Source organism: Gordonia jacobaea (assembly GCF_001186365.1).
GTDB classification, from domain to species: domain Bacteria; phylum Actinomycetota; class Actinomycetes; order Mycobacteriales; family Mycobacteriaceae; genus Gordonia; species Gordonia jacobaea.
Genome location: NZ_LDTZ01000014.1, coordinates 342,321 through 366,871, shown reverse-complemented (window position 1 = coordinate 366,871; position 24,551 = coordinate 342,321). Strand labels below are relative to the sequence as shown.

Below are 24,551 nucleotides of genomic sequence, written 5' to 3'. Positions count from 1 at the left end.
ACCGTGCAATTCAACAGCGGTGAGAAGAAGGCAGTCGCGATCATCGCGATCGTGGCGGTGGTGTTCACGGGCGTGGTCGGCGGCATCGTGAGCGCTCTGGTCGTCGGCAAGCATCATGACGAGCGCGGATATCTGCACGTCGCAATCGACGACCAACTCATCACCGTGAAGCCGACTGAATGGTGCGACGTACTGATGCAGAACTGCACAGCCGACCAGGACCAGGCGCTGCGCGGCCAACACGCTCCGTTGCCCATCGGGCAGAGCGCCATGCTGTCGGTGTCGGAGAACATTTCCGACCACCCGTGGCTGCTCTACCTGCTCTACGCCGACCGCAACGGAGTGATCATCAACCCCGACCCGACGCCCGAGTACAAGACGAGCGGATCGGCCTTCACCCTCGAACTGCCGTCACGGCCCGATCGGGTGCTCGTCAACATCGAGGTGCAGCCGCTGTCTGCGGTCGTCGTCGACGGCCAGTTCCAGGTTGCGCGCGGGGTGCTCGCACTGAACACCACCCCGGACGGATTTCGCGTCAAGCAGCCGTCGCCGCAGAACCCGAGCGCGCCAAGCGAGCGTGTCGAGGAACCGTCGGCAACGGGATAGCGGGTCGGGTCAGGCGTCGAGTTCGCGGGCGACGGCCCGCACGACCTCAGAAATGCGCTGCGCCGTCTTGCGATCCGGGTAGCGCCCCTTGCGCAGGTCGGGCTGCACCTTGCCCTCGAGCAGCGTGATGAGGTCGGCGACCATGCCGTGCAACTCGTCGGGGCTGTGCCGCTTGGCCTGCTGTTCCTTGCGCGCGGCCCCGCGGGTGTTCTTCGCGACGCTCGGGGCGGGTTCGAGCACGGTCACGGTCAGTGCCTGCGGCCCACGACGACCGGCAGCCATGCCGAATTCGACGCGCTGGCCTGGCTTGAGAGCCTCGACGCCTTCGGGCAGCGCGGACGAGCGGACATAGACGTCCTCCCCGCTCTCCTGAGCAAGAAAGCCGAAGCCCTTCTCCGCGTCGTACCACTTCACCTTGCCGGTCGGCACTGTGCTCACCCTCATCTTCGCTCGGTCTCACCACCGCGGTCATCTACCGCAGCGGGTCTTGCCGTAACAACTGGCTTCTCGTTCACAACAGTTGCCCTGTCACAGCAAAAGACGCCCAACCCACGACAATCAGATGAGCAGGGCGCCTGGTTACCCACCATTCTAGCCAATGGCCTGCTGCACAGTCACCTCACATTCGGTCCGGAGCAGCGACTCTCGAATGTGTTCTACCGTTGAGGTATGCAGAAGAAATCGTCCACGGCTCTTCTCGTCCTCGCGGGGATCGTGTTCGGCGTCGGAATTGTCGCGCTGATCGCGCTGTTCGTGATGCCTGCCGTCGATGATGGCGGTACCGCTCCCACATGGGTCTACCTGCTGGCGATGTGCACTCCGATCGGTTTCCTCCTCGGCATCGTCTACGCGCTCCGCTCCGGGCGGCGCGTGAAATGACGAGTCAGGGCGACGCGAGCCGCAGTGCGTTCGGTGCTCTGTCGCCGGTGTCCGAGCCCGGCGCACTCAAGCGTGCATACAGCTGCTTTCCCACCGGAGTTGTCGCGGTGTGTTGCCTCGGCACCGCCGACGCCCCGCTCGGCATGGCGGCGTCGGCGTTCACGACAGTCTCACTCGACCCCCCACTGGTCTCGGTCTGCGTACAGAACACCTCGACGACGTGGCCGCGGCTGCGCGAGGCACCCGCGCTCGGCGTGAGCGTGTTCTCGCACACGCAGTCGGCGCTGTGTCGTCAACTCGCCGGGCCCGCTGAACATCGATTCGACGGCACCACCCCGCGGGCCACAGACGACGGCGCGCTGTTTTTGCCCGACTCCGCGGCGCAACTGTCCTGCCACATTCACAGCGAGGTACCCGCGGGCGATCACACCGTCGTGTTGCTGCAGATAGACGCACTCGACTGCGATCCGGACGTCGAACCGCTCGTCTTTCACGCCAGCACGTTCCGTGCGCTCGAAGCACGCCCGCGACTGCAACCGACGACGACCGGGCCGACATGAGCATCATCGACCTCGGACTTCCGATCACCCCGCGCTCCGTACGCGACGACGACGCGCCGTCGTCGGGGCCATTGATCGACACGTTCGGTCGCGTTGCCTCTGATCTGCGGGTATCGGTGACCGACCGCTGCAATCTGCGGTGTACCTACTGCATGCCTGCCGAAGGTCTGGACTGGTTGCCGTCCGAGGATCTGTTGACCACCGACGAGTTCGTGCGGGTGCTCACCGTCGCCGTGCGCGACCTCGGTATCCGACGCATCCGCTTCACCGGCGGCGAACCGCTGCTGCGCCGCGACCTCGAGGAATTGATCGCCGCGGCGTCGAACATGCCCGAAGCGCCGGAACTCGCTCTGACCACCAACGGTCTGGGGCTGCGACACCGCGCACAGGCACTCGCCGACGCAGGCCTGCACCGCATCAACGTCTCACTCGACACCATCGACCCCGCCCGCTTCGCGCAGATCACTCGCCGTGACCGGCTCTCGAACGTGCTTGACGGGCTCGCCGCAGCCCGCGACGCGGGACTCCAGCCGGTCAAGGTCAACGCGGTCGTGCCGAACCGTGACGACCTCGCGGGCCTACCGGACCTGCTGCGGTTCTGCCTCGGCGAGGGCTACCAGCTGCGCATCATCGAACAGATGCCGCTCGACGCCGATCACCGGTGGGACCGCGGCGCGATGGTCACGGCGGACGAGATCCTCACGACGCTGCGTCGGACCTTCGAACTCGACCCCGATCCCCGCCCGCGCGGCGGGGCACCGGCGGCCACGTGGCTCGTGCGGGGGCACACCGACCCGACGGGACAGACAGCCCGCGTCGGGGTGATCGCGTCGGTGACGCGGCCATTCTGCGGCGACTGCGACCGCACCCGACTGACCGCCGACGGCGCCCTGCGCAACTGCTTGTTCGCCGACGCCGAGACGTCACTGATGCCCGCGCTGCGCGGTGGGCTCAGCGAAACCGCCCTCGACGCCGAGATCGCGCGACGCTGGCGGGGTGACATGTGGCACAAGGCTGCGGGACATGCGGTGAACACCACGGACTTTCGTCAACCCGACCGCCCGATGTCGGCCATCGGAGGGTGAGCGACTCGATGACGCTGACCGTTCGGTTCTTCGCGGCCGCACGTGCCGCCGCGGGCACCGATCTGACCGAGATCGACGTGCCGGCCGACGCGACGCTCGGCGACCTCGAACGCGCCCTGGTTGTCGACCACCCCGACCTCACGCGCGTGCTCGCCCGGTGCTCATATCTGCGGGACGCGATCGCCGTCTGCGACCGCACGACGCCTCTCGGCGACTGCGAGACGATCGACGTTCTACCGCCATTTGCCGGCGGCTGAGGCGTCCGAGGCCATGTGACCTTAGTCACATAACGAGCCGATAACGGGATGGACACGAACCGACCATCGTCGGGTTGAGCAGCGATGACGACGGAATTGGGTCCAAAGTCCCACGCGCAGCCCAAAAAACAACTTGCGGACGAGGGTGATTCAGCGGCGCATCCGTCGTACTGTACGAACAGTCTCCTCCAGGGAGATCACAGGACAGCCAAAAGAACACAACATTCGACCGGGCGCGCCAAGCCTCGTTCCCCCGATCGAATGACGAACAACAAACTCAGGAACGAGGACGGGGGACCCAACATCTCCGACGGAGATACGGACATCCAGACCCGGATGCCCTTGGGGTTAAGTCCACCGGCCGCCACGGCGACCACGGACCGAGCAACCTCTCGTTCGAACCCGACAGCTGACTTCGTAGGCGCGTGGAGAGAGGAAAGAAAACTCATGGCCGGACGTCATCGCAAGTCGACGACCAACACGACCACCAAGACCTTCGCGAAGGTCGCCCTCACCGGCGCAGTGCTCGGCGGCGGAGCCGCTCTGCTCGGCACCGGTTCAGCGCACGCAGCCTCCGACTCCGAGTGGGACCAGGTCGCACAGTGCGAGTCCGGCGGCAACTGGGCCATCAACACCGGAAACGGCTACCAGGGCGGACTGCAGTTCAGCCCGAGCACCTGGGCGGGCCACGGTGGCACCGCATACGCACCGAGCGCCGATCAGGCCTCCAAGGAGCAGCAGATCGCCGTTGCAGAGCGCGTGCTGGCATCGCAGGGCAAGGGCGCATGGCCGGTGTGTGGCACCGGACTGTCGGGCTCGACCCCGCGCACCGCTCCCACCGACTCGCCCAAGCCGCTGCAGGCCCCCAAGCCTGAGGTGAAGCCCGAGGCGCAGCCGCAGACCCCGCTGGAGAAGACTCCCGAGGCCAAGAGCACCGATGACGTCAAGGGCCAGGTCGACGGCGCGCTCGACGCCGCCAACGTCAGCCCCGAGGTCAAGAACCTCTGGAAGGCAGCCAAGGACAGCGGCTACCAGCTCACCCCGGACCAGCTGAAGATCTACAACCAGAACAAGGGCCTGATCCCGCTCCCCTGAGCGATCTCGCCCGAGTCCCGGCTGCACTGACCGCCGGACCCCGAGACGAAGGGCCCCGCACGACGCCATAACGGCCGTGCGGGGTCCTTTTCCAATCTCTAGGCGGAGCCGACTTCCAATCTCTAGGCCGAGCCGACCCATTCGTCGGAACCGTCGGCGAACACCTGGTGCTTCCACACGGGCAGGCGGGCCTTGACCTCGTCGACGAGGCGCGCGCACAGCTCGAATGCGGGCGCCCGATGGTCGGCCGCCACGGCGACGACGAAAGCCACGTCGCCGACGTCGAGTTCGCCCACGCGATGCGACACGGCCACCGCGCGAACTCCCGCGACCGACGCCGACACCTCGTCGACCACCTCGGCGAGCACCTCGGGTGCGCTCGGATGCGACGAGTACGACAGCTTGGTTACCGCCGACGCGTGATCTCCGTCGTGATTGCGCACTGCGCCCGCGAACCCGACGACCGCGCCGGCCGAGCCTGCAGCGGCGTCGGTGACGAGTTGTTCGTGAGATGGAAGGTCGATGGGGTCGGCGGCGAGAGCGGCCTTCACGACTCGCACGGTCATTCGTCGCTCCGCGGGTGATCGCCACCGCGGAGCTGGTCGAGCGCGTGGTCGAGGACGCCGTCGAGTACGTCGAGACCGTCGCGGACTCCGCCGGTCGACCCCGGCAGGTTGATGACGAGCGTGCGGCCGGCCACGCCTGCGACACCGCGCGAGAGGATCGCCGTGGGCACCGTCGGAAGTCCCGAGCTGCGAATCGCGTCGGCAAGACCCGGGATCTCGACGTCGAGCAATGCTCGCGTCTCCTCCGGGGTGCGGTCGGTGGGGGTGAGACCCGTTCCGCCCGTGGTGATCACGAGCGCGTCGGAGGCGTAGATCCCGGCGCGGATCGCGTCGCCGACCGGTGCGCCATCTGCGACGACGTCGACCTCGTCGACGACGAATCCGCGGGCGGTGAGCCACTCCGCGATGATCGGGCCGCTGCGGTCGACGTAGAGGCCGCGGCTTGCGCGTGTCGACGCCACGACGACGCGGGCCACGAGCTTCTCGTCAGTCATTTTTCTCGTCTGTCGCTCGGGCGCGAGTCCAGGTTCCCGACCGGCCGCCCGACTTCTCGAGAAGTCGGATCTCCCCCGTGCTGGCGCGTCGATCGACGGCCTTGGTCATGTCGTGCAGGGTCAGTCCTGCGATTGCGACCGCCGTGAGCGCTTCCATCTCGACGCCGGTCTTCCCGGCTGTCTCGACGGTGGCCACGATGTCGATGTGATCGTCGGCGACGGTGAAGTCGACGTCGACCGCCGACAGCGCCAACTGGTGGCACAGCGGAATGAGTGCGTCGGTGCGTTTGGCCGCCATGATTCCTGCGATGCGGGCGGTGGCCAAAACGTCGCCCTTGGGCAGCGCGGAATCGCGCAGTAGGTCGATGACCTCGGTGGTCGTGTGAAAGGTACCTGCGGCGACAGCGCGTCGTCGTGTCGTGGTCTTGTCGCCGACGTCGACCATCCGCGCAGCACCCGTCGAGTCGAGGTGCGAAAGACGAGAGGGATTCGACGTCTCGTCTTGGCCGCTCGCGTGCCGGGGAGGCATCAGGTCGACGTCACGTCGTCAGCGATTGACGACGGTCTTCGGTTGGACGTAGTTGACCTTGTCAGCAGGCAGCGGGAACTCGACATCGCCGAACGGCGAGAGTGCACCGGGGATCTCCGCCGCGAACTCCGAGACCGCGTGGTCGGGGACGCTGCCGTCGTCATGACGAGGCCAGCCGTTGTCGACGTAATGGTTCTTCTTTTCCTTCTCAGCCACGGGCATATTGTGCCATGCCACCCGCTGTCCGACGACTCGCCTGCTGTTTTGGTTCGACCACTAGACTTGATCGAATGAGCACGGACGACCAGCGGATCGGCCTGGCCGACGATCTGGCCGCGCGCACCGACGACGACCTGCGCGATCTGCTGTCGCTTCGCCCCGACCTCGCCTCCCCGCCGCCGCAGGGGACCTCGGTGCTCGCTCAGCGTGCGCTCGCCGCGGCGTCGATCGCGCTCGTGGGTGAGGAACTCGATCTGCTGACGCTGGCGGTGATCGAGCAGTTCATCGCGCTCTCCACCGGTCCGGGCGTCGCGCGGGTACCCGCCAACGTCGACGCCGATACCCTCGTGAAAGCGCTGTCGAACCGTGCCGAGTCCGCCGAGATCACCCGACGCATCGACGATCTACGACGTCGCGCGGTGTTCTGGGGCGTCGCCGATTCACTCACCGCGGGCGCACACCTCGCCTCGGCCCTGCCGTGGAAAGCGCTGCACCTCACCGGCCCTCTCGCCCACCTGACGCCCGACGACGTGCAGAAGCTGATCGACGGCATTGACGAGCGCCAGCGCGATCTGCTGACGACACTGTCGCGAGGCCCCGCGCTCGGACGAAGTCGGGACGCAGCACCCGGTGCAGATCCGGACAGTCCGGTCGCTCGGCTCATCGCGCTCGGCCTCCTCGCACGTATCGACGACCAGACCGTCGAACTACCGCCGATGGTCGCAGCGCTCATCCGCGGCGAACCTCCGCTGCACACAGACACTCTCGCGCCCCCAGGCCTCGCCGACGAACACGCGTCACTGCGGTTCGGCGCCAAAGCCGTCGACGCCGCCGCAGGTGGTGAGGCGCTCGAACTCATCCGCCACACCACGGCGCTGCTCGACGTGCTGGGACGGGCACCCGCAGCGGTGCTGCGCTCAGGTGCGCTAGGTGTCCGCGAATTGCGCAGGCTCGCAAAGGTAACCGGGCTGGACCAGAAACGCGTCTCGTTCCTCGTCGAACTCCTGGGCCACGCACGTCTCATCGACGTCGGGTTTCCCGATCCCCCACCGGCGGGAGATCGGGGTGAGCAGGCGTTCGCACCGACGTCGTCGGCCGATACCTGGCTGCACTCGGCACCCGAAAGGCAGTGGGCCACACTGCTCGACGCGTGGCTGTCGATGCCGCGACGCGCGTGGCAGGTCGGCGAACCCGACCGCGACGGCAACGCGTATCCAGCGCTCTCGTCGGAGCTCTACGACGCGACCGCGCCCGTGCAGCGTCATCTCATCCTCGACCTGCTCACCGAACTCGACGGTGCCACACCGTTTTCCATCGATACGGTCACCGCATCACTCGCCTGGCGACATCCGCATCGGATACGTCGACTCTCCCCGCGCGTCGTCGGCGAAACGCTTGCCGAGGCACAGAGCCTCGGAGTGATCGCACATCAGTCACTGACCTCGATCGGTCGAGTCGCGTTGTCGGACACCGACCCCGAGGCCGTCGACTCGCAGGTGCTCGCCGCGATGCGTAAGGCGCTGCCAGAACCCGTCGACCACTTCCTGACCCAGGCCGACCTCACGCTCACCGTTCCCGGCCCGATGACCCCGGAGCTCAGCGACCAGGTCGAGTTGGTCGCCGACCTCGAATCCGGCGGCGCCGCATCGGTGTATCGCGTCTCGGAGGCGAGCGTCCGACGAGCTCTCGACGCGGGCAAGACCAGCAGCGAACTGCTCACGATGTTCACCGCCCATTCGTCGACGCCGGTTCCGCAGTCGCTGACCTATCTGATCGAAGACGTTGCACGTAAGCACGGGCAGCTCCGCGTCGGCATCGCGTCGTCGTTCATCCGATGCGAGGACCCGACGATGCTCGCCGCCGTATTGCGTAGCGACGCAGCCGAACACCTCGCACTGCGCGCACTCGCACCGACGGTAGCGATCTCGCCGTCGGAGGTTCGCACGGTCATCGACCGACTCCGGGACGCGGGATTTGCTCCCGCGGGCGAGGATTCATCCGGCTCGCTCGTCGACTTGCGCGAGCGCGGTAGTCGCGTGTCGTCGGGACGGGGGCGTCGACGCCCGACACCCCGACGCTCGACACCGACCCCGGAACAGCTGCAATCGGTGGTGAGCCGCATGCGCTCCCACGACAGGGCGACGCGGGCAACCCCGGCGACTCCCGGAAAATCCGACGCCGCACCGGTACGCGCCGTCGGCGGTGGCGAATCCACCACTGCCCTCATCCAATTGGCGCTTCGTGCGAACCGACGTCTACTCGTCGGCTACGTCGACGCCCACGGCTCGGCCAGCAGACACGTCGTCACACCCCGGCTGCTCGGTGCCGGACAACTCGTCGGCACCGAAGAGGGCTCAGACGACGAGCAGCACTTCACCCTGCACCGCGTCACCAGCGTCGAGTTGCTCGACAGCTAGGCCAGCGCCGTCTCTGTCTCGGCGCCGTGTGCCTCACCGATCGGCCGTTTGACGTCGATGAGCAAACCGGCGACCAGCGCCACGCCAACCAGGATCGCCGCCGCGACGTAGAAGCCGATGCTCTGCCCGTGCACCATCGCCTCCGCCTGCAGCGATTGCGCGTCGGCGGGTCCGCGAACCGACGCCATGTGGCTGGTCACGTACGACGCCGCCGCCGTCGCGGCGATCGTGTTCAGCAGCGCGGTGCCGATGGCGCCGCCGACCTGCTGCGAGGTGTTGACCATGGCCGACGCCACGCCGGCATCCCGCGGTTCGACGCCGTAGGTGGCCAGGTTGATCGACGTCATGAACACCGTGCCCATACCCATGCCGAGCAGGAACAGCGCCGGGAAGATCACGGTCCAGTACCGCGTCGACTCGGCCGAGATCTGACTGAGCAGCAACATCCCGCACGCGGCGAGCAGTGCACCCGGCACGAGTAGGTATCTCGGCGGTACCCGCGTGATGAGCCGGGCTGCGATCTGCGTCGACCCGACCAGCATGCCGCCGACCATCGGGAGGAACGCCACGCCCGCGCTCAGCGGCGAATAGTGGTGCACCACTTGCATATACAGCGTCAAGAAGAGGAACGACCCGAACATCGCGACCACCGCGAGCGCGACGCTGAGGTATGCCCCACCGCGTGCGCGGTTGGCGACGACGCGCAACGGCAGCAGCGGGTGTGGGCTGCGCGCCTGCCACGCGACGAACGCCACCAGCAACACCACCGCCGCGATCAGACAGATGACGGTGCCGGTGTCGCCCCAGCCCTCTTCGGCGGCGCGGCTGAAGCCGTACACAACGAGGGCGAGTCCGCTACCGCCGAGAATCACGCCGAGGATGTCGAGGCCCGGCGTGTGGTCGGTGGCGCGGGGCGGCTCCTTGATCTCGACGATCGCCCCGAACAGTGCGATCGCGGCGAACACCACATTGATGTACATGGTCCAGCGCCAGTCGAGGACCTGGGTCAACAGGCCGCCGAGCAGCAGTCCCACCGCTGCTCCACCGCCGGCGATCGCGCCGAAGATGCCGAACGCCTTTGCCCGCTCTTTGGGCGCTGTGAACATCACGGTCAGCAGTGACAGTGCCGCCGGCGCCAGGAGCGCACCGAACGCGCCCTGCAGCGCGCGGGCACCGAAGAGCATGCTCTGGTTCAGCGCGGCGCCGCCGAGCGCCGAGGCGAGTGCGAATCCGACCAACCCGACCATCAGTGCTCGCCGACGCCCCCACAGGTCGGCGATGCGACCACCGAAGAGCAGCAGTCCGCCGAATGCCAGCGCATACGCGGTGATGACCCACTGCTGATTGGCCGTACTGATGCCGAGGTCGACCTTGGCGTCGGGCAGGGCGATCTGGACCACCGTGCCGTCGAGCACGACCATCAACTGCGCGATGCAGATGAAGACCAGGGCCTTCCACCGGCGCGGGTCGGGCTCGGCGGCCAGAGTCGGCTTTTCGGAAGCTGGCGACCCAGAAGATGGCTTCTCGGAAGTTGACATGAAGAGTGAGATCCCCACTTGCGTCGTAGTACCGCGAACATATCCGGAGGTTTGCTCCGCTTACTCTACGCCGCGACAGCCACGCAGAACAGTGTCATTTAACGGGCATAAGGGACACACGTCGGCCGGTGGCACACGACGCAGCCACGAGCCGCGCAGATGAACCCTTATACAATGGCGCGGGTGACTGATGGACCCCTGATCGTGCAATCCGACAAGACGCTGCTGCTCGAGGTGGATCATCCCGACGCGGCGGCGGCGCGTGGAGCGATCGCCCCGTTCGCCGAGCTCGAGCGCGCTCCTGAGCATGTGCACACCTACCGGGTGACGCCGTTGGCGCTCTGGAACGCGCGCGCGGCCGGGCATGACGCCGAGCAGGTCGTCGATGCTCTCGTCTCGTTTTCGCGGTATGCCGTCCCGCAGCCGCTGCTCATGGACATCGTCGACACGATGGGTCGGTTCGGTCGGCTGCAGCTTGTCAAGAGTCCGGTGCACGGGCTGACCCTGGTCAGCTTCGACCGCGCGGTCCTCGAGGAGATCCTGCGCAACAAGAAGGTCGCGCCGATGCTCGGTGCGCGGATCGACGACGACACCGTCGTGGTGCATCCGTCGGAGCGTGGTCGGCTCAAGCAGGTGCTGCTGAAGGTGGGCTGGCCCGCGGAGGATCTCGCCGGCTACGTCGACGGTGAGGCACATCCGATCGAGCTGGAGCAGGACGAGTGGCATCTGCGCGACTATCAGGAGATGGCCGCCGACTCGTTCTGGGCGGGCGGCTCGGGCGTCGTCGTGCTGCCCTGTGGTGCGGGCAAGACGATGGTCGGTGCCGCGGCGATGGCCAAAGCGCAGGCGACGACGCTCATCCTGGTGACGAATACCGTTGCGGGACGGCAGTGGAAGCGTGAGCTCATCGCGCGTACGTCGCTCACCGAGGAGGAGATCGGCGAGTATTCGGGTGAGCGCAAGGAGATTCGTCCCGTCACCATCGCGACCTATCAGGTGATGACGCGAAAGTCGAAGGGCGAGTACAAGAATCTCGATCTGTTCGACTCCCGCGACTGGGGCCTCATCGTCTACGACGAGGTGCATCTGCTGCCCGCGCCCGTGTTCCGCATGACCGCCGACCTGCAGTCGCGGCGTCGACTCGGTTTGACCGCGACGCTCGTGCGCGAGGACGGCCGTGAGGGCGACGTATTCAGCCTCATCGGACCCAAGCGCTACGACGCTCCGTGGAAGGACATCGAGGCGCAGGGCTGGATCGCGCCCGCCGACTGTGTCGAGGTGCGCGTGACGCTCACCGACGAGGAACGCCTGCAGTACGCGGTCGCCGAGAACGAGGAGAAGTACAAGCTCTGCTCGACGGCGCACACCAAGGTCAACGTCGTGAAGTCGATCCTCGCCAAGCATGCGGGGTCGCCGACGCTGGTCATCGGCGCGTACATCGACCAGCTCGAAGAACTCGGCCGTGAACTCGACGCCCCGGTGATCCAGGGTTCGACTAAGAACAAGGAGCGCGAGGCGCTGTTCGACCGCTTCCGCTCGGGAGAGCTGCAGACGCTCGTCGTCTCGAAGGTCGCGAACTTCTCGATCGATTTGCCGGAGGCGTCGGTCGCGGTGCAGGTGTCGGGCACGTTCGGGTCTCGCCAGGAGGAGGCACAGCGACTCGGTCGTCTGTTGCGCCCCAAGAAGGATGGGGGCCAGGCGCACTTCTATTCGGTGGTGTCGCGCGACACCCTCGACGCCGACTACGCCGCCCACCGGCAGCGTTTCCTCGCCGAGCAGGGTTACGCGTACCGCATCACCGACGCCGACGACCTGCTCGGCCCGGCCATCGGCGAGGAGTCCGTGGACTGATCCACGGTTAGCCTTGACCCCATGACCGTCGAGCGCCTTCGTCCGTTCTCCAGCACGATCTTCGCCGAGATGTCGGCGCTGGCCGTGGCTCACGATGCAGTGAACCTCGGCCAGGGTTTCCCCGACACCGACGGGCCCGCATCGATGTTGGCCGCCGCGAAGGACGCGATCTCGACCGGACACAACCAGTACCCGCCGGGCATCGGTGTCCCCGCGCTGCGTCACGCCGTCGCGCGGCACCAGCGTGAGCACTACGGTCTCGACTACGACGCCGACTCCGAGGTGCTCATCACCGTCGGCGCCACCGAGGCCATCGCGGGCGCGATCGTCGGGCTGGTCGAGCCCGGGCGCGAAGTGGTGATGATCGAGCCGTACTACGACTCCTATGCCGCAACGGTTGCGATGGCGGGAGGGGTTCGACGCGTCGTCCCGCTCATCGCCGACGGCGACGGATTCCGGCTCGACCGCGAACGGCTTGCCGACGCTTTCGGACCGAACACCTCTGTCGTGCTGGTCAATTCACCGCACAACCCCACCGGGACGGTGCTTTCCGACGATGACCTCGCCGAGATCGCGCGCCTGTGCATCGAGCACGACGTCGTCGCTGTGACCGACGAAGTGTACGAGCACCTCCTGTTCGACGGCCGCACCCACACCCCGCTGGCGACGCTACCCGGAATGCGCGAACGAACCCTGCGAATCTCCAGCGCCGCAAAGACATTCAACTGCACCGGCTGGAAGGTCGGCTGGATCAGCGGCCCGCCCGAACTGGTCGCGGCGGCACGCGCGGCCAAGCAGTTCATGACCTACGTCGGGTCGGGACCCTTTCAGCCCGCGGTTGCCGTCGCACTCGACAACGAGATGGAGTGGGTGCGCAAGTCCGCGGCAGAGCTCGAGGCCAAGCGTGACCTCCTCACCTCCGCGCTCGTCGACTCCGGGTTCGACGTACATCGCAGCGAGGCAACCTATTTCGTCTGCGCCGACCCGCGGCCGCTCGGGTACGACGATGGCGTCGAGTTCTGCCGCACACTACCCGAGCGGATCGGGGTCGCGGCGGTGCCGGTCAGCGTCTTCGCCGACGACAAGGAGCCGTGGAAACACATGGTGCGCTTCGCATTCTCCAAACGCGACGACGTCATCGCCGAGGCCGCGCGGCGGCTGCGGACACTCTGACCGTCACCCGACAGCCCTCACCTACAGACGCACGACCATCTTTCCGACGTTCGCGCCGCGCATCATGTCGAGGAAGGCGTCGATCGCGTGGTCGATGCCGTCGACGACGGTCTCGTCGAAGACCACGTCGCCGGCCGCAAGCCACTCCGACATCTTGGCGGTGAACTCCGGAGCCTTGTCGAAGTGATGCCCCACGGTGAAGCCGGTCAGCGTCAGTGCGCGGGTGATGATGTTGGACATGTTGTCCGGGCCGGGGACCCGCTCGGTGGAGTTGTAGCTGACGATCGCCCCGCAGAGCGCCGCACGCCCGCCGTCGTTGAATGCGTCGAGGGCTGCCTCGAGGTGGTCGCCGCCGACGTTGTCGAAGTAGACGTCGATGCCGTCGGGAGCGGCTGCGCGCAGCTGCTTGCGGATCGGGCCGTCCTTGTAGTTGACCGCAGCATCGAATCCGTAACGGCCGGTGAGCAATTCGACCTTCTCGTCGCTACCCGCCGAGCCGATGACCGCCTTGGCGCCGAGCAGTCGTGCGATCTGGCCCGCGGCGGTCCCCACGGCACCCGCGGCGCCGGAGATGAACACGATGTCGCCCGGCTTCATCTTCGCGATCTCGGTCAGGCCGACGTAGGCGGTCAGACCCGTCATGCCGAGCACACCGAGATAGAGCGACGAGTCGAACGCCCTGTCGCCGTTGGCATCTGACGGCGGCTCCGGTAGCACGGTGAACGCCTTCGCCGGACCTTGCGCGACGTCGCGCCAACCGTACTGATGCAGCACCAACGCGCCGACCGGCACGTCATCGGAGCGAGATTCGACGACGCGCCCCACAGCGCCCCCGGTCATCGTCTCGTCGAGCTTGAAAGGCGGAACATAGCTGCGGGTGTCGATCATCCGCCCGCGCATGTACGGGTCGACGGACATGAACTCGTTGGCCACGCGCACCTCACCCGGCTCGAGATCGTCGAGAACGACTGTCACGGTGCGGAAATCGGACTGCTTCGGCCATCCGACCGGACGGGACACCAACTGGATCTGGGTACTGGTTGCGGTCATGTCTCCACTCTCCTCGGTGTGCGTGCGCAGTCAAGGCACATTCTGGTTCAGGGCACATTCTGGACTGTTCATTGCACTATAGGCATAGTAGAATGATCGTTGCAAAATCAGTGCGAGGAGGCAGCCGTGGGACGCACAGCAACGTTCGATTCGACCGAACTCATCGCTTCTGCTCGAGACCTGTTCTGGCAGAAGGGTTTCAGCGACGTCTCGGTTGCCGACGTCGAGTCCGCGTCAGGTGTCGGCCGCTCCAGCATCTATCACGCGTTCGGCAGCATGCGCGGACTGTTCGACGCCGCGGTCGACGACTACCTGACCACCATCGTCACACCGCTGCTGACCGAGCTGAACCGCGACGACGTGCACCCCGACGCCATCTGCTCGTACCTCTCGGAACTGCGCGACGCCATCACGGCAGCGTCGGCGGCCGACGCTGCGACGCCGTCGGGATGCCTCATACTCACCGCGTCGGCGACACCGATCGGCGCCGACGATGCGGTGCACAGCGTCATCGAGAACTATCGGGCGATGTTGTCCGACGCTGTCCGACGCGGCATCGCGGCACGCATGCCCGACGCGTCGTCGAACATCGTCGACCATCACACACGACTCACCGTCGCCGCGATCATCGCTGCGCAGTGCCTCGCGCGCATCAATCCCGACGAAGCGGCACGCACGGTCGACGCAGCGACCAGCGCACTCGGCACGTCTGCGTAGCGCGCGAACTCACAGCGGTAGGCCCTGCTCCAGCAGGTCGATCGCCTCGAGAAGCGTCTCGAGGAATCTGCCGTCGCGCACGTCCTCGGTGCCGTTGGCGATGTGGAACATCATGCCGCCGACCGCCGCGATGAAGACGCGTAACCGTGGATTGTCGCGCTCCACGCCGAGATAGTCGGCGATGAAATCTGCCGCCTCCGAGATCGCGCGGTCGGATTCGATCTGATTGACCAGCAGCAGCGCGGGCTCGGACTGGATGAGCTTCATGCTAGCCGGGTCCGACGCCCAGTCGTCGGCCAACACCAACTCGACCAGTCCCCGCACCATCGCGCGGAGCAGATCGAATCGGCCGAGCCCCGGCGGGATTGCCTCGAGGACCGCCTGCCACTCGTCGTCGAGGTCATCGCTGATGACCACCTGCTCCTTGGATTGGAAGTAACGGAAGAAGGTGGTGTGCGAGACGTCGGCCGCCTCGGCGATCTGGGCGACCGTCGTCTGGGCGTAGCCGTTGGCGTCGAAGAGTTCCATCGCCGCCGCCCGAATCGCCGCCCTGGTACGACGTTTGTGCTTCTCGCGCAACCCGATCGGCGGCACCGGGGCGGCTGGCGCATGCGAGACCGAGGCGGGCGCGGAAGCCATCGCTGCCGTACTCGTCGCCTCGGTCATCGCAGTGCTCTCCCTATCTACTCTTTATCCCAGTCCGCTCAACTCGACGCCGCGGCCACCTCGCGAGGTTCGTCGGTGCTCGCCTGCGGGATGCCTCGGTCGCGCACCTTCTCACCCTCGATGTCGAGGTTGGGAACCAGCTTGTCCAGCCATCGTGGCAGACCCCATGCCCTATCGCCCAGCAAAGTGATCACAGCGGGCACGACCATCATGCGAATGATGAAGGCGTCGAACAGGACCGCTGTTGCCAGCGAGAAGCCGAGCATCTTGGCCGTCGTGTCGGGCGAGAGCATGAACGCGGCGAACACGCTGATCATGATGATCGCCGCCGATGTGACGACACGCGCACCGTGCCGGTAGCCGGCGATGATCGCGTCCTTCGCACTCATCCCGTGGATGTACTCCTCGCGTATTCGCGTCACCAGGAACACCTGGTAGTCCATCGCGAGGCCGAACACCACGCCGATCAGGAAGATCGGGAGGAACGACAGGATCGGCTTGGTGTTGTCGATCAGACCGAACCAACCCTCTTGGAAGATCGCGACCGTCACACCGAACGTCGCCAACACCGAGAAGATGAAGCCGATCGTTCCGATCAGCGGGACCCAGATCGACCGGAACACCGCGATCATGATCAGGAATGCCAACCCGACCACCACGATCAGATATGGGATCAGCGCCTTGTCGAGTTTGGCGGACAGGTCGGACATGATCGCCGTCTGGCCACCGACGTGCAGCTCTGCCCCCGCCCGCTGAGCCTCGGGGCTGAACGCGCGGATCTGCTCCATGAGGTCGTGCGTCGCCTGATCCGACGGCGCGCTCTCGGGCGTCACCGAGATCAGCGCGGCGGTTGCCCCGACATTCGGCTGCGGTGTGCCGTTGCCCAGCCACGTCATCGTCGACGCATTGGCGACGTCGGGCAGCGACTTGATGTGCGCGACGGTCTCGGTGGCAGCCTTCTCCACCGTGCCGTCCTCGGAGTGCAGCACGACGAGCAGCGGGCCGTTGATGCCCTCACCGAAGCCGCGCTGCAGCAGCGCCTGGGCGGGGGCCTCGTCGTCGCTGGAGAGCGAGAGTCCCAGTTGCAGCTTGCCGACCGGGATCGCCGCGAGCACCAGCACCGCGAGACCCGCGACGATGAACGGGATCGGTCGTCGAACCACCATGCGGCCGAAGCGAACTCCGTTGGTGTCGGCGGTGTCGGATTCTTCTGCGTGCTTGATCCACGGGATGCGCGGGGTGAACGCGAAACGTCCGACGGCGCCGAGCAGCGCGGGGATCAGGGTGAGCGCGGCGATCACGGCCATGAACACCGCGACGGCGGCGCCCGCCCCCATCTGGGTGATCAGCGGGATCCCGACCACCATCAGCGCGACGACAGCGATGATCACGGTCAAACCGGCGAAGACCACCGCGGAGCCTGCCGTACCGACCGCGCGACCCGCGGCGTCGGCCCTGTCTCCGCCGCGTTTCACCTCGCCGCGGTAGCGCGAGACGATGAACAGCGCGTAGTCGATCGACACGGCGATGCCGAGCATGGTGACGATCGCGGTCGCGGTCTCGTTGACCGTCATGACCTCGGCGCTCAGCCGCAGCAGCATGATGGTGATCATCACGCCCATCAGTCCGGTGATCAGCGGGATGAACGCGGCGACCAGCGCCCCGAAGGCGACGATCATCACCACGAAGGCGACAGCGAAACCGATCAGCTCGGCCTTGCCGCCCGCCTCCATGACACTCATCAGCGAGCCCGTGGCCTCGACCTGCAGGCCATTGCCCCGATGCTTCTCGAGGATGTCGGTCAACTGCTTCTTGTTCTCGACGGTGAGGTCGGTCAGCTCGATGTTCTGCCGCACCTGGATCAAACCGACCTTGCCGCCGTCACCGAGAACCGACGACGCGAGCTCGGGTTTGGCCGCGGCGACGGTGACCGGGTTCAGCACCGTTGCCTTGTCGGTGAGGTCGGGCAGGGTGTGCAGGTCGGCGACGAGTGCGTCGATCTGACCGGAATGGGCGGCCAGCCCGTCGTCCGCGGCGACGAGGACGCTGGTCGACGCCTGCGATTGCTGCTTCATCGCCTCGGGGAAGTACTCCTCGACCTGCGAGGTCGCGGTCCCGGAGTCGGTTCCTGGAAGCTCGAAGTCTTTCGCGAACTTCGGATTCAACGCGCCCACTAGCCCGATGAGCAACGCGGCGATGACCACCCAGGCCCCGATCACCCACCACTTGTGGCGGAACGAGAACCGTCCCACCCGAAACAACAACGACGCCATCTGTGCACTCCCTCGAGAAGACTCCGACATTCCGGTAGCAACTAAGAAGTGTTAGTTGCTAACACTTGTGCTCCGGTATACAGATCGTTCCGGCCGATGTGCCACCTCCGAGCCGCGATTGTGAGCGACGTCCCACGCGAGCGCCTGCGACTACATTGCGAACACACGTTCGATATCGGTGTAGGCTGACGTCCATGAGCGCAGGAGTCCAGGGATCGATCTTCGACCTCGACGCCGAGTCACCGCGGCTGCGCGATCTCGGATCGCACGTCGAGCGTCGAGTCCTGACCAACGGCGCGTGGGTAGATCTGCGGCCGGGATGGATCGCAGGCAGCACCGACCTCTTCGACGCTCTGCGCGACGTCGTTCCGTGGCGGGCAGAGCGTCGTCGGATGTACGACAGGGTTGTCGACGTCCCGCGTCTGGTCTGCAATTACCAGGCGAGTGACGAACTCCCCGACCCGTTACTCGCCGACGCGCGAGCGGCCCTGACAGCGCATTACCGCGACGAGTTGCGCGAGGGCTTCGTGACCGCGGGCCTGTGCCTGTATCGCGACGGGTCGGATTCGGTTGCGTGGCACGGCGACCGGTTCGGGCGTGGCGCCACGCACGACACGATGGTCGCGATCGTCTCCCTCGGCTCACCGCGCCCGTTGGCACTGCGTCCGCGCGGAGGCGGAGCGTCGTTGAAATTCACGTTGTCGGCGGGCGATCTGTTGGTGATGGGCGGGAGTTGTCAACGCACCTGGGAGCACGCGGTGCCGAAAGTCCGCGGCGTCGGGGCGCGAATGAGCGTGCAGTTCCGCCCACCCGGCGTGTGGTGAGCGGGAGACTCCCAGAAGATCTTTGGAACCCAAAGATTTTTGGAACCTTTGCCCCCTTGGGTGCGTCAGAGTCTGTGCCGTCGGTGCCAGCCGACGGGAACATCTGACCGTGACATCAGGGGGACCGACACGTGACAGCACCTCAACTGCCGCTCGATGGCATGGCGGATGTCATCGGAGAAGGTTTGGCCGAACTCCTCAACAGAGCGAGGAAGCCGGACCGCGAGGACAGCACCCCTACTCCTGGACCCGGCCCTAATCGATCAGACACTGACCAATCCTCCTCTGCCCGAGCACCTTTCGGTGTTCGACCCGAGGAGATCGAACAGACCGCGAGTGCATGGCGACGTGAATCGAAGGTCGTGGCGGATCTGAAACTCGACGCGCTGTCGTCGGTGTCCGGTGCGATGAGTGACGTGACGACGGCACTTCACTCGGCGTCGACCTCGGCGGTTCCGACGATCGCCTCGATCTCGGCTCGACTTGCGACACTGGCCGATTCGCTCGTCACGTTCAACGCCATGGCGATCGATCGCGACGATCGCGCAGCGGCATCCCTACGCAGTGTGCCGACCCGCTGATGAAACCGACCATCTCAGCGGTGCGCGGATGGAGTACCAACGCGATCTCGGCCGCAGGCGCGGCCGCACAGGCCGCGGCTCAGACGCTCGACACGTCCCTCGCGGCAGTCGAGCGATCACTGAACGACGCCGCCTCGTGGCGAGGCGCAACCCACGACGCCGCGCAGATGCGGATCACCGAAGAACGCGACCACGCCTCCGAGGTACGTAATGTGCTGAACCAGATCGCCGACGAGGCCAAGGACGCCGCCACAGACATCGCCCATGCACGGGCGTATCTGATCCGCGAGGTCGACAACGCGATCGCCGACGGGTTCACCGTGTCCGACACCGGCGAGGTGACCCACGCCGATCCCGACGAGGACATGAACGCCTTCGTCCGCGAGAACCGGATCGCCATCGGCATCGACACCCTCACCGAATTCGACACCGACTACGGCCGTCGGATCGGCGAATTGGCATCCGACATCGCAGCCATGGTCAACGGACAGCCCGACGTCACGCTGCCCGGCGGCACCCGCGCCGACCCGGACCGGGTGGTCGCCGATCTGCGTAACCTACCCGCCGAACACCGACGCCAGTACCTGGAGTCAATGAGTCCCACCGACGTGCGTCGTCTGATCCAGGCCGATCCGAACGTCATGGGCAACCTCGACGGCGTGCCGTTCGACACCCGCGCCGATGCCAACGAGATCAACATCCGCACCGCACTGGCAGCGGAGATCGCAGCCGGACGTGGTGAGGGTCAACGCGCACAGATGCTGACCGACTTCCTGCGACAGAAGAACGACCCTGCCTCCGCGATCGACCGCGACAACGCAGGCGCCTACCTCGCCGACGACAACAAGACCGAGCGCAGATTCATCGCATTCGACAACACCGGCAACGGCCGGTTCATCGAGATGATCGGCACTTTCAACAAGGACACACGTAACGCTGCGGTGGTGGTACCCGGAACGAACAGCAACATGAATGGCAGCCTGCGCAACAGCAACTCCGCGTGGAACCTCGCAAAGCAAACCGACGGGCCGGTCTTCGTCTATATGAACGGTGAACTGCCGCAGAAGATGGGTTACGAGGGTGCGCCCTCCGCCGCGCTCGACGGACTGGAGGGCGGGCTGCGCGACGGCATGCCGGGTGCGCGGGACGGCATCCGGTCGGGGATGGAGAAGTCCTTGGACAATTCTGCAGCCGACCCCGTCTTCGCTCGCAGCATGGCACCGGGACTCGTCGATTTCGGTCGTGAACTCGACGCCGAGATCGCCCGCCACGCCCCCGACGCGAAGACCACGTTCATCGGCCACTCCTACGGGGGTTCGGTCGTCGGATCGGCCGAACAGTTGGGACTGCGCGCCGATCGGGTGATCTATGCGTCGTCGGCGGGCACCGGAGTGTTCGAGGGCGGGTGGGACAACGCCAATCCGCGCGTCGAGCGGTTCTCGATGACCGCACCGGGCGACCTCATCCAGGGCATCCAGTCGCTACCCGGCAACCCGCACGGCGCCGATCCCGACACCGCCCCTGGTGTGACGCGCATGGATTCGGGTTATTTCGGTGGTGACGGACAGCATCCCCGGCGGCTCGTGGAAGGCACCGCAGGCCACGGCGACTACTGGGACGACCCGAACTCCGATGCCTTCAACAACATCGCGCGCGTCATCGTCGGCGAGCAACCAACACCGTACGTCTATCGAGCACCAGACATGCCCCTCGTCGGGGCACTGAAGCACCTGCCGCCCGCGGTCCTGATCGACGTGCTCGGCCTTCCCGACATCCCGCTGCGCCTACCGAAATAAGCTGCGCGCGTTCACTTATCGGAGTGTTTGGACGAGCCCGTCGCCATCCGGATCGCGGGGCCGAGCAGTCCGGAGATCAACCCGCCGATCGACAACGGGGTCTGGCCGTCGAGGCCGATCGGGGCATACATCTCGGTGATCTCACTGCGCCCGCGCACCACTCGACGATCAACCGCCGTCCAGTGTTCGCTCTCGTCCTCCGACGCGTTTATCGCGTCGCCGCTGGCAAGAACCGGATACCGACCGCTGCGGGCCGCCTCCGACAGACGGGCACACTCGTTGACCGGGTCGCCGATCACGGTGTACTCGTAGCGCCGTTCGGCACCGATGTTGCCGGCGAACACGGTTCCGTAGGAAACCCCGATCCCCCACCGGATCTCGAGCGCCTCGGTCAGGCCCCTGGCGAGGTCGCGCGCGGCGGCGAGTGCCGCGGCCGCGGGGTCGTCGAGTTCGACAGGGGCACCGAACACAGCAAGCGCCGCGTCGCCCTCGAATTTGTTGACGAAGCCGCCGTGTCTATCGACCACATCGGCGACAACGGAGAAGAACGAGTTGAGCAGCGCCGCGGTATCTTCCGGCGCCCGATGCTCGGCCAGCGTCGTGGATCCGACGATGTCGACGAACAGCACCCCGACCTGACAGTTCGATCCGTGCATCCCTGCGCCGTGTTCGATGGCGAGTTGCGCGACGGTGTCGCCGACGTGCCGCGCGAACAGTTCACGCATCCGCTCACGTTCGTCGAGGCCCTCCACCATCTCGTTGAAGCCGTGCTGCAGCACGCCGAGCTCCGACGAGTCGTACACGTCGACGTGGGTGGTGAGGTCGCCATCCTGGACCCGCTGCACCGCGTGCCGCAGTTCGGTGAGCGGATCGATGATGGCCTGCCCGACCAGCATGATGACGCGCACTCCCGCAGCGAGGCCGACTGCGGCCAGCACCACCGTCGTCCAATCGATCCGGCCGGCAGCCGGGGGCAACAGTCCCGATCCCCTCCCGAGGTTGATGATCAGCAATCCGCTCATCGGCACGAGGCAACTGATCGCCCACACCGCTGCCATACGGGCTCGCACGCCCTGCACCGCATGGGTCGCCGGGTGATCCTGCAGCGCAATGATCAGTAGCGGGCGGGCCGAGCGTTCGGCGAAGAGGTAGGTGAGGCATCCGATCGACAGACCGGCAAGCGCGAAGGCGACCGCGACGCCGAGCAGGTCGTCGGCGCTGAGCCTGTCCAACGACAGCAACACGTAGCTGAGCACGGCCAGTAGCCAGCCGACAATCGTCGCCGCAGCCTGCGCGAACGGAATTCGTTGGACGGATCGTCGACGCTCCCGATCGGCCTGCTCGCCGCTGATGAACCAGCGCAACTGCGGCACCATCACCGCGAAGACCAGCACCACATTGACCACGAGGCCAACACCGATCGCTGCGACGACGGCCGGGAAGTTCGGTGCGCCCAGCGTCGTGGCGAACGTCATCTGGCCACCGTTGTACGCGAGCTGGACCAGCAGGAACGTCTCGAGGCCGACGAGCACGTTGCTGCCGACGATTGCCGAACCGGCGATCACGCTCGCGCGGCGGGCGAGCCGAATACGCTCCGCCCGGCCGATGCCACCCCATTCGCGCAACGTCGGAGGTCGCTCGACGCCCCACACGAATGTGGAGTACCGACGCCGCGCGCGAGACCACCTGTCATCGTGGTCGCGGGAGCGTTGCGGATGCACCGAGGCGCCTTTCTGCCTGTTGTGTCACATAAGACAGTTCATTGTGACAGGCGAAATGCCGCGATCAGAACTCGATCGTGTGTGACGACGCAAGCCGAAACGCCAAAAAGGCCGGCGCCGCACCCGGGGGACTAACGGGAACGGCACCGGCCGTGGACTCGTACGTCATGTCGAGGTCATCGACTCATCGCACGAGTGGTCTTGAAGGGATCAGGCCTGCGCCTTGAGCGCCTCGATCTCGAGGTTGATGGTGACCTTGTCGCCGACGACGACGCCGCCACCCTCGAGGGGCATCTCGATGTCGATGCCGAAGTCCTTGCGGTTGATCACGGTGGTTGCCTCGAAGCCGGCAACAGCGCCCTGGCCCATGCCCGGGTTCGATCCGTTGAACTCGAGTGCGAGGTCGACCGACTTGGTCACGCCGTGCAGGGTGAAGTCGCCGGTGAGCACGAAGTTGTCACCGTCGGGGCGCACGCTGGTCGAGACGAAGGTCGCCTTGGGGAACTGATCGGCGTCGAAGAAGTCGGCCGACTTGATGTGGCCGTCACGCTGCGGGTTTCCGGTGGTGATGGTCGTGACGTCGATCTCGGCCTGCACCGAAGGGGTGCCGTCCTCGGCGACGGTGATGGTTCCGCTGAACGACTCGAACTTGCCGCGAACCTTGCTCACCATCAGGTGCTTCACGACGAAGCCGACGGTCGAGTGGGTGGGATCGATGTTCCAGACGCCGGCCTCGATGGGGGCCTTGACGGTGCTTGTGGTCATGGTGAAACTCCTCGGCTTCTTGTCGTTTCGGGTTGTGGTCCGTGGACCGTCTTCTCGGCCCATCGCTCATTCTAAACGGACCGCGGTCCGATTTCATTCCACCGGGGCAAAGTTTTTATTTCCAGGCGAATACTGGCTGCTCAAAGCCGTCGACGCGGGTGTCGCGACCTCGCAGGACGACCTCGACGAACTGATAGATCACCGCTGCTGTCGGTGCGTGGAGCAACGCGGAGTGACCGCTCGGCGAGTAGTCGTCGGGGTCGCGGCGCAGCCCTGGGATACGGAGTTGGATGACCGGACGCGGCGATTCGGGGATCGCGATGAACCGTGGTTCGTCGAGTAGGTCGTCGAGAGGCACGAAGAACAGTTCCGACACCTCGTCGGGGCTCGGCGTCGGAGGCGGCGCGTCGTCCGGCGCCCAGCAGACGACGGGCGTCATCACGAAGCCCGATCGCGTCGGATAGTCGTCGAGCAGTCCGAGTACGTCGTCGGTGTCGAGCGCTACCCCGAGTTCCTCGTGCAGTTCCCGTAGCGCGGCGTCGACGATCCCCTCTCCCGGGTCGAGGCGTCCGCCGGGAACTGCGAACTGTGCGGCATGGCGACGCATGGTCAGTGGGCGGCGCAGAACCCAGATCCCCTGTCGGTCGGCTTGATTCGAGATCACGATGGCGACCGCGGCAGGTCGGGCTTCCGGATCGTCGACGACGCGACGTTCAAGTGCTGCGATGCGATCGGTGGCGATCGTGCGATCGATGGATGTCACACATTCAGTTCACCACGGTCGAAGAATCGCTAACCGATGTGCCTGCACACACACTGGCGACGCACGCGTGATCTGCATCGGCGAACCTTTTCTCCACCACGACGATCGGCCACCATTGACGCACTT

General features: G+C 66.2%; 25 protein-coding genes and 1 riboswitch. Of the genes, 13 read left to right on the top strand and 12 right to left on the bottom strand.

The features are described from left to right. The first annotated feature begins 3 nt into the window (after positions 1-3). Complete coding sequence (locus ABW18_RS04705) at positions 4-606, top strand: DUF2771 family protein (RefSeq protein WP_049697811.1); 603 nt, start codon at positions 4-6, stop codon at positions 604-606. Between the two features lie 9 nt (positions 607-615). Here ABW18_RS04705 and ABW18_RS23400 read toward each other — a convergent pair whose 3' ends face one another. Further along, positions 616-1,035: a cold-shock protein gene (locus tag ABW18_RS23400; protein ID WP_049697810.1), complete on the bottom strand. Its 420-nt coding sequence runs from the start codon at positions 1,033-1,035 to the stop codon at positions 616-618. A 240-nt stretch (positions 1,036-1,275) separates the two neighbouring features. Here ABW18_RS23400 and ABW18_RS04695 point away from each other — a divergent pair, with 240 nt between their 5' ends. The 5 genes from ABW18_RS04695 (at position 1,276) to ABW18_RS04675 (ending at position 4,482) form a co-directional block, all read left to right on the top strand. Beyond that, positions 1,276-1,485, top strand: a complete 210-nt coding sequence (locus ABW18_RS04695) for a hypothetical protein (protein ID WP_049697809.1) — start codon at positions 1,276-1,278, stop codon at positions 1,483-1,485. Beyond that, positions 1,482-2,045, top strand: coding sequence for a flavin reductase family protein (locus ABW18_RS04690; RefSeq protein WP_049697808.1), 564 nt, complete (start codon positions 1,482-1,484; stop codon positions 2,043-2,045). The genes ABW18_RS04695 and ABW18_RS04690 overlap by 4 nt, the downstream gene beginning before the upstream one ends. Then, positions 2,042-3,130 (top strand): GTP 3',8-cyclase MoaA, encoded by a 1,089-nt coding sequence (gene moaA / locus ABW18_RS04685; RefSeq protein WP_049697807.1) that lies wholly within the window; start codon positions 2,042-2,044, stop codon positions 3,128-3,130. Before ABW18_RS04690 ends, moaA begins: the two co-directional genes overlap by 4 nt. Positions 3,131-3,138: 8 nt before the next feature. Beyond that, complete coding sequence (locus tag ABW18_RS04680) at positions 3,139-3,387, top strand: MoaD/ThiS family protein (RefSeq protein WP_049698064.1); 249 nt, start codon at positions 3,139-3,141, stop codon at positions 3,385-3,387. A 259-nt stretch (positions 3,388-3,646) separates the two neighbouring features. Next, positions 3,647-3,827: riboswitch (cyclic di-AMP (ydaO/yuaA leader) on the top strand. 7 nt (positions 3,828-3,834) lie between these two features. Then, entirely contained in the window at positions 3,835-4,482 is a 648-nt protein-coding gene (locus ABW18_RS04675) for a transglycosylase family protein (protein WP_049697806.1), read from the top strand. 122 nt (positions 4,483-4,604) lie between these two features. Here ABW18_RS04675 and ABW18_RS04670 read toward each other — a convergent pair whose 3' ends face one another. Genes ABW18_RS04670 through ABW18_RS04655 form a run of 4 tightly spaced genes read right to left on the bottom strand, consistent with a single transcriptional unit; the run spans position 4,605 to position 6,293 of the window. Next, complete coding sequence (locus ABW18_RS04670) at positions 4,605-5,048, bottom strand: molybdenum cofactor biosynthesis protein MoaE (RefSeq protein ID WP_049697805.1); 444 nt, start codon at positions 5,046-5,048, stop codon at positions 4,605-4,607. Further along, positions 5,045-5,542, bottom strand: coding sequence for a MogA/MoaB family molybdenum cofactor biosynthesis protein (locus ABW18_RS04665; RefSeq protein ID WP_049697804.1), 498 nt, complete (start codon positions 5,540-5,542; stop codon positions 5,045-5,047). Before ABW18_RS04665 ends, ABW18_RS04670 begins: the two co-directional genes overlap by 4 nt. Continuing rightward, positions 5,535-6,071, bottom strand: coding sequence for a cyclic pyranopterin monophosphate synthase MoaC (gene moaC / locus ABW18_RS04660; RefSeq protein ID WP_049697803.1), 537 nt, complete (start codon positions 6,069-6,071; stop codon positions 5,535-5,537). Before moaC ends, ABW18_RS04665 begins: the two co-directional genes overlap by 8 nt. Positions 6,072-6,089: 18 nt before the next feature. Further along, positions 6,090-6,293, bottom strand: coding sequence for a hypothetical protein (locus tag ABW18_RS04655; protein WP_053117369.1), 204 nt, complete (start codon positions 6,291-6,293; stop codon positions 6,090-6,092). A gap of 68 nt (positions 6,294-6,361) precedes the next feature. Between ABW18_RS04655 and ABW18_RS04650 the strand changes: the two genes are divergently transcribed. Further along, on the top strand, positions 6,362-8,707 hold the full coding sequence (locus tag ABW18_RS04650; RefSeq protein WP_049697801.1) for a helicase-associated domain-containing protein: 2,346 nt from the start codon (positions 6,362-6,364) through the stop codon (positions 8,705-8,707). On the opposite strand, the gene ABW18_RS04645 is transcribed toward ABW18_RS04650, so the two are convergent. Beyond that, positions 8,704-10,245, bottom strand: coding sequence for an MFS transporter (locus tag ABW18_RS04645; protein ID WP_049698063.1), 1,542 nt, complete (start codon positions 10,243-10,245; stop codon positions 8,704-8,706). The genes ABW18_RS04650 and ABW18_RS04645 overlap by 4 nt on opposite strands. A gap of 183 nt (positions 10,246-10,428) precedes the next feature. On the opposite strand from ABW18_RS04645, the gene ABW18_RS04640 reads away from it, so the two are divergent. Further along, positions 10,429-12,096, top strand: a complete 1,668-nt coding sequence (locus ABW18_RS04640) for a DNA repair helicase XPB (RefSeq protein WP_324288136.1) — start codon at positions 10,429-10,431, stop codon at positions 12,094-12,096. 21 nt (positions 12,097-12,117) lie between these two features. Continuing rightward, positions 12,118-13,269 (top strand): pyridoxal phosphate-dependent aminotransferase, encoded by a 1,152-nt coding sequence (locus ABW18_RS04635; protein ID WP_049697799.1) that lies wholly within the window; start codon positions 12,118-12,120, stop codon positions 13,267-13,269. 21 nt (positions 13,270-13,290) lie between these two features. On the opposite strand, the gene ABW18_RS04630 is transcribed toward ABW18_RS04635, so the two are convergent. After that, a complete protein-coding gene (locus ABW18_RS04630; protein WP_049697798.1) occupies positions 13,291-14,319 on the bottom strand; it encodes an NADP-dependent oxidoreductase in 1,029 nt (342 codons plus the stop codon). 126 nt (positions 14,320-14,445) lie between these two features. On the opposite strand from ABW18_RS04630, the gene ABW18_RS04625 reads away from it, so the two are divergent. Further along, positions 14,446-15,036, top strand: a complete 591-nt coding sequence (locus tag ABW18_RS04625; RefSeq protein WP_049697797.1) for a TetR/AcrR family transcriptional regulator — start codon at positions 14,446-14,448, stop codon at positions 15,034-15,036. 9 nt (positions 15,037-15,045) lie between these two features. Here the strand turns inward: ABW18_RS04625 and ABW18_RS04620 are convergent, their stop codons facing one another. Then, positions 15,046-15,702: a TetR family transcriptional regulator gene (locus ABW18_RS04620; RefSeq protein WP_152930000.1), complete on the bottom strand. Its 657-nt coding sequence runs from the start codon at positions 15,700-15,702 to the stop codon at positions 15,046-15,048. 38 nt (positions 15,703-15,740) lie between these two features. Further along, complete coding sequence (locus ABW18_RS04615) at positions 15,741-17,975, bottom strand: MMPL family transporter (RefSeq protein WP_049697795.1); 2,235 nt, start codon at positions 17,973-17,975, stop codon at positions 15,741-15,743. A gap of 194 nt (positions 17,976-18,169) precedes the next feature. Here ABW18_RS04615 and ABW18_RS04610 point away from each other — a divergent pair, with 194 nt between their 5' ends. From ABW18_RS04610 to ABW18_RS04600, 3 genes are all read left to right on the top strand, one after another. After that, positions 18,170-18,799 carry an alpha-ketoglutarate-dependent dioxygenase AlkB gene (locus ABW18_RS04610; protein WP_049697794.1) on the top strand — a complete coding sequence of 210 codons (630 nt, stop codon included), beginning with the start codon at positions 18,170-18,172 and terminating at the stop codon, positions 18,797-18,799. Between the two features lie 362 nt (positions 18,800-19,161). Further along, entirely contained in the window at positions 19,162-19,380 is a 219-nt protein-coding gene (locus ABW18_RS04605; protein WP_053117365.1) for a hypothetical protein, read from the top strand. Then, positions 19,380-21,176, top strand: coding sequence for an alpha/beta hydrolase (locus tag ABW18_RS04600; RefSeq protein ID WP_049697793.1), 1,797 nt, complete (start codon positions 19,380-19,382; stop codon positions 21,174-21,176). Before ABW18_RS04605 ends, ABW18_RS04600 begins: the two co-directional genes overlap by 1 nt. 11 nt (positions 21,177-21,187) lie before the next feature. Here the strand turns inward: ABW18_RS04600 and ABW18_RS04595 are convergent, their stop codons facing one another. The 3 genes from ABW18_RS04595 to ABW18_RS04585 form a co-directional block, all read right to left on the bottom strand. Then, on the bottom strand, positions 21,188-22,897 hold the full coding sequence (locus ABW18_RS04595) for an adenylate/guanylate cyclase domain-containing protein (protein ID WP_197494555.1): 1,710 nt from the start codon (positions 22,895-22,897) through the stop codon (positions 21,188-21,190). Positions 22,898-23,107: 210 nt separating this feature from the next. Continuing rightward, positions 23,108-23,662 carry a YceI family protein gene (locus tag ABW18_RS04590; RefSeq protein WP_049697791.1) on the bottom strand — a complete coding sequence of 185 codons (555 nt, stop codon included), beginning with the start codon at positions 23,660-23,662 and terminating at the stop codon, positions 23,108-23,110. Between the two features lie 115 nt (positions 23,663-23,777). Beyond that, positions 23,778-24,425: an NUDIX hydrolase gene (locus ABW18_RS04585; RefSeq protein WP_049697790.1), complete on the bottom strand. Its 648-nt coding sequence runs from the start codon at positions 24,423-24,425 to the stop codon at positions 23,778-23,780. Between the last annotated feature and the right edge of the window lie 126 nt (positions 24,426-24,551).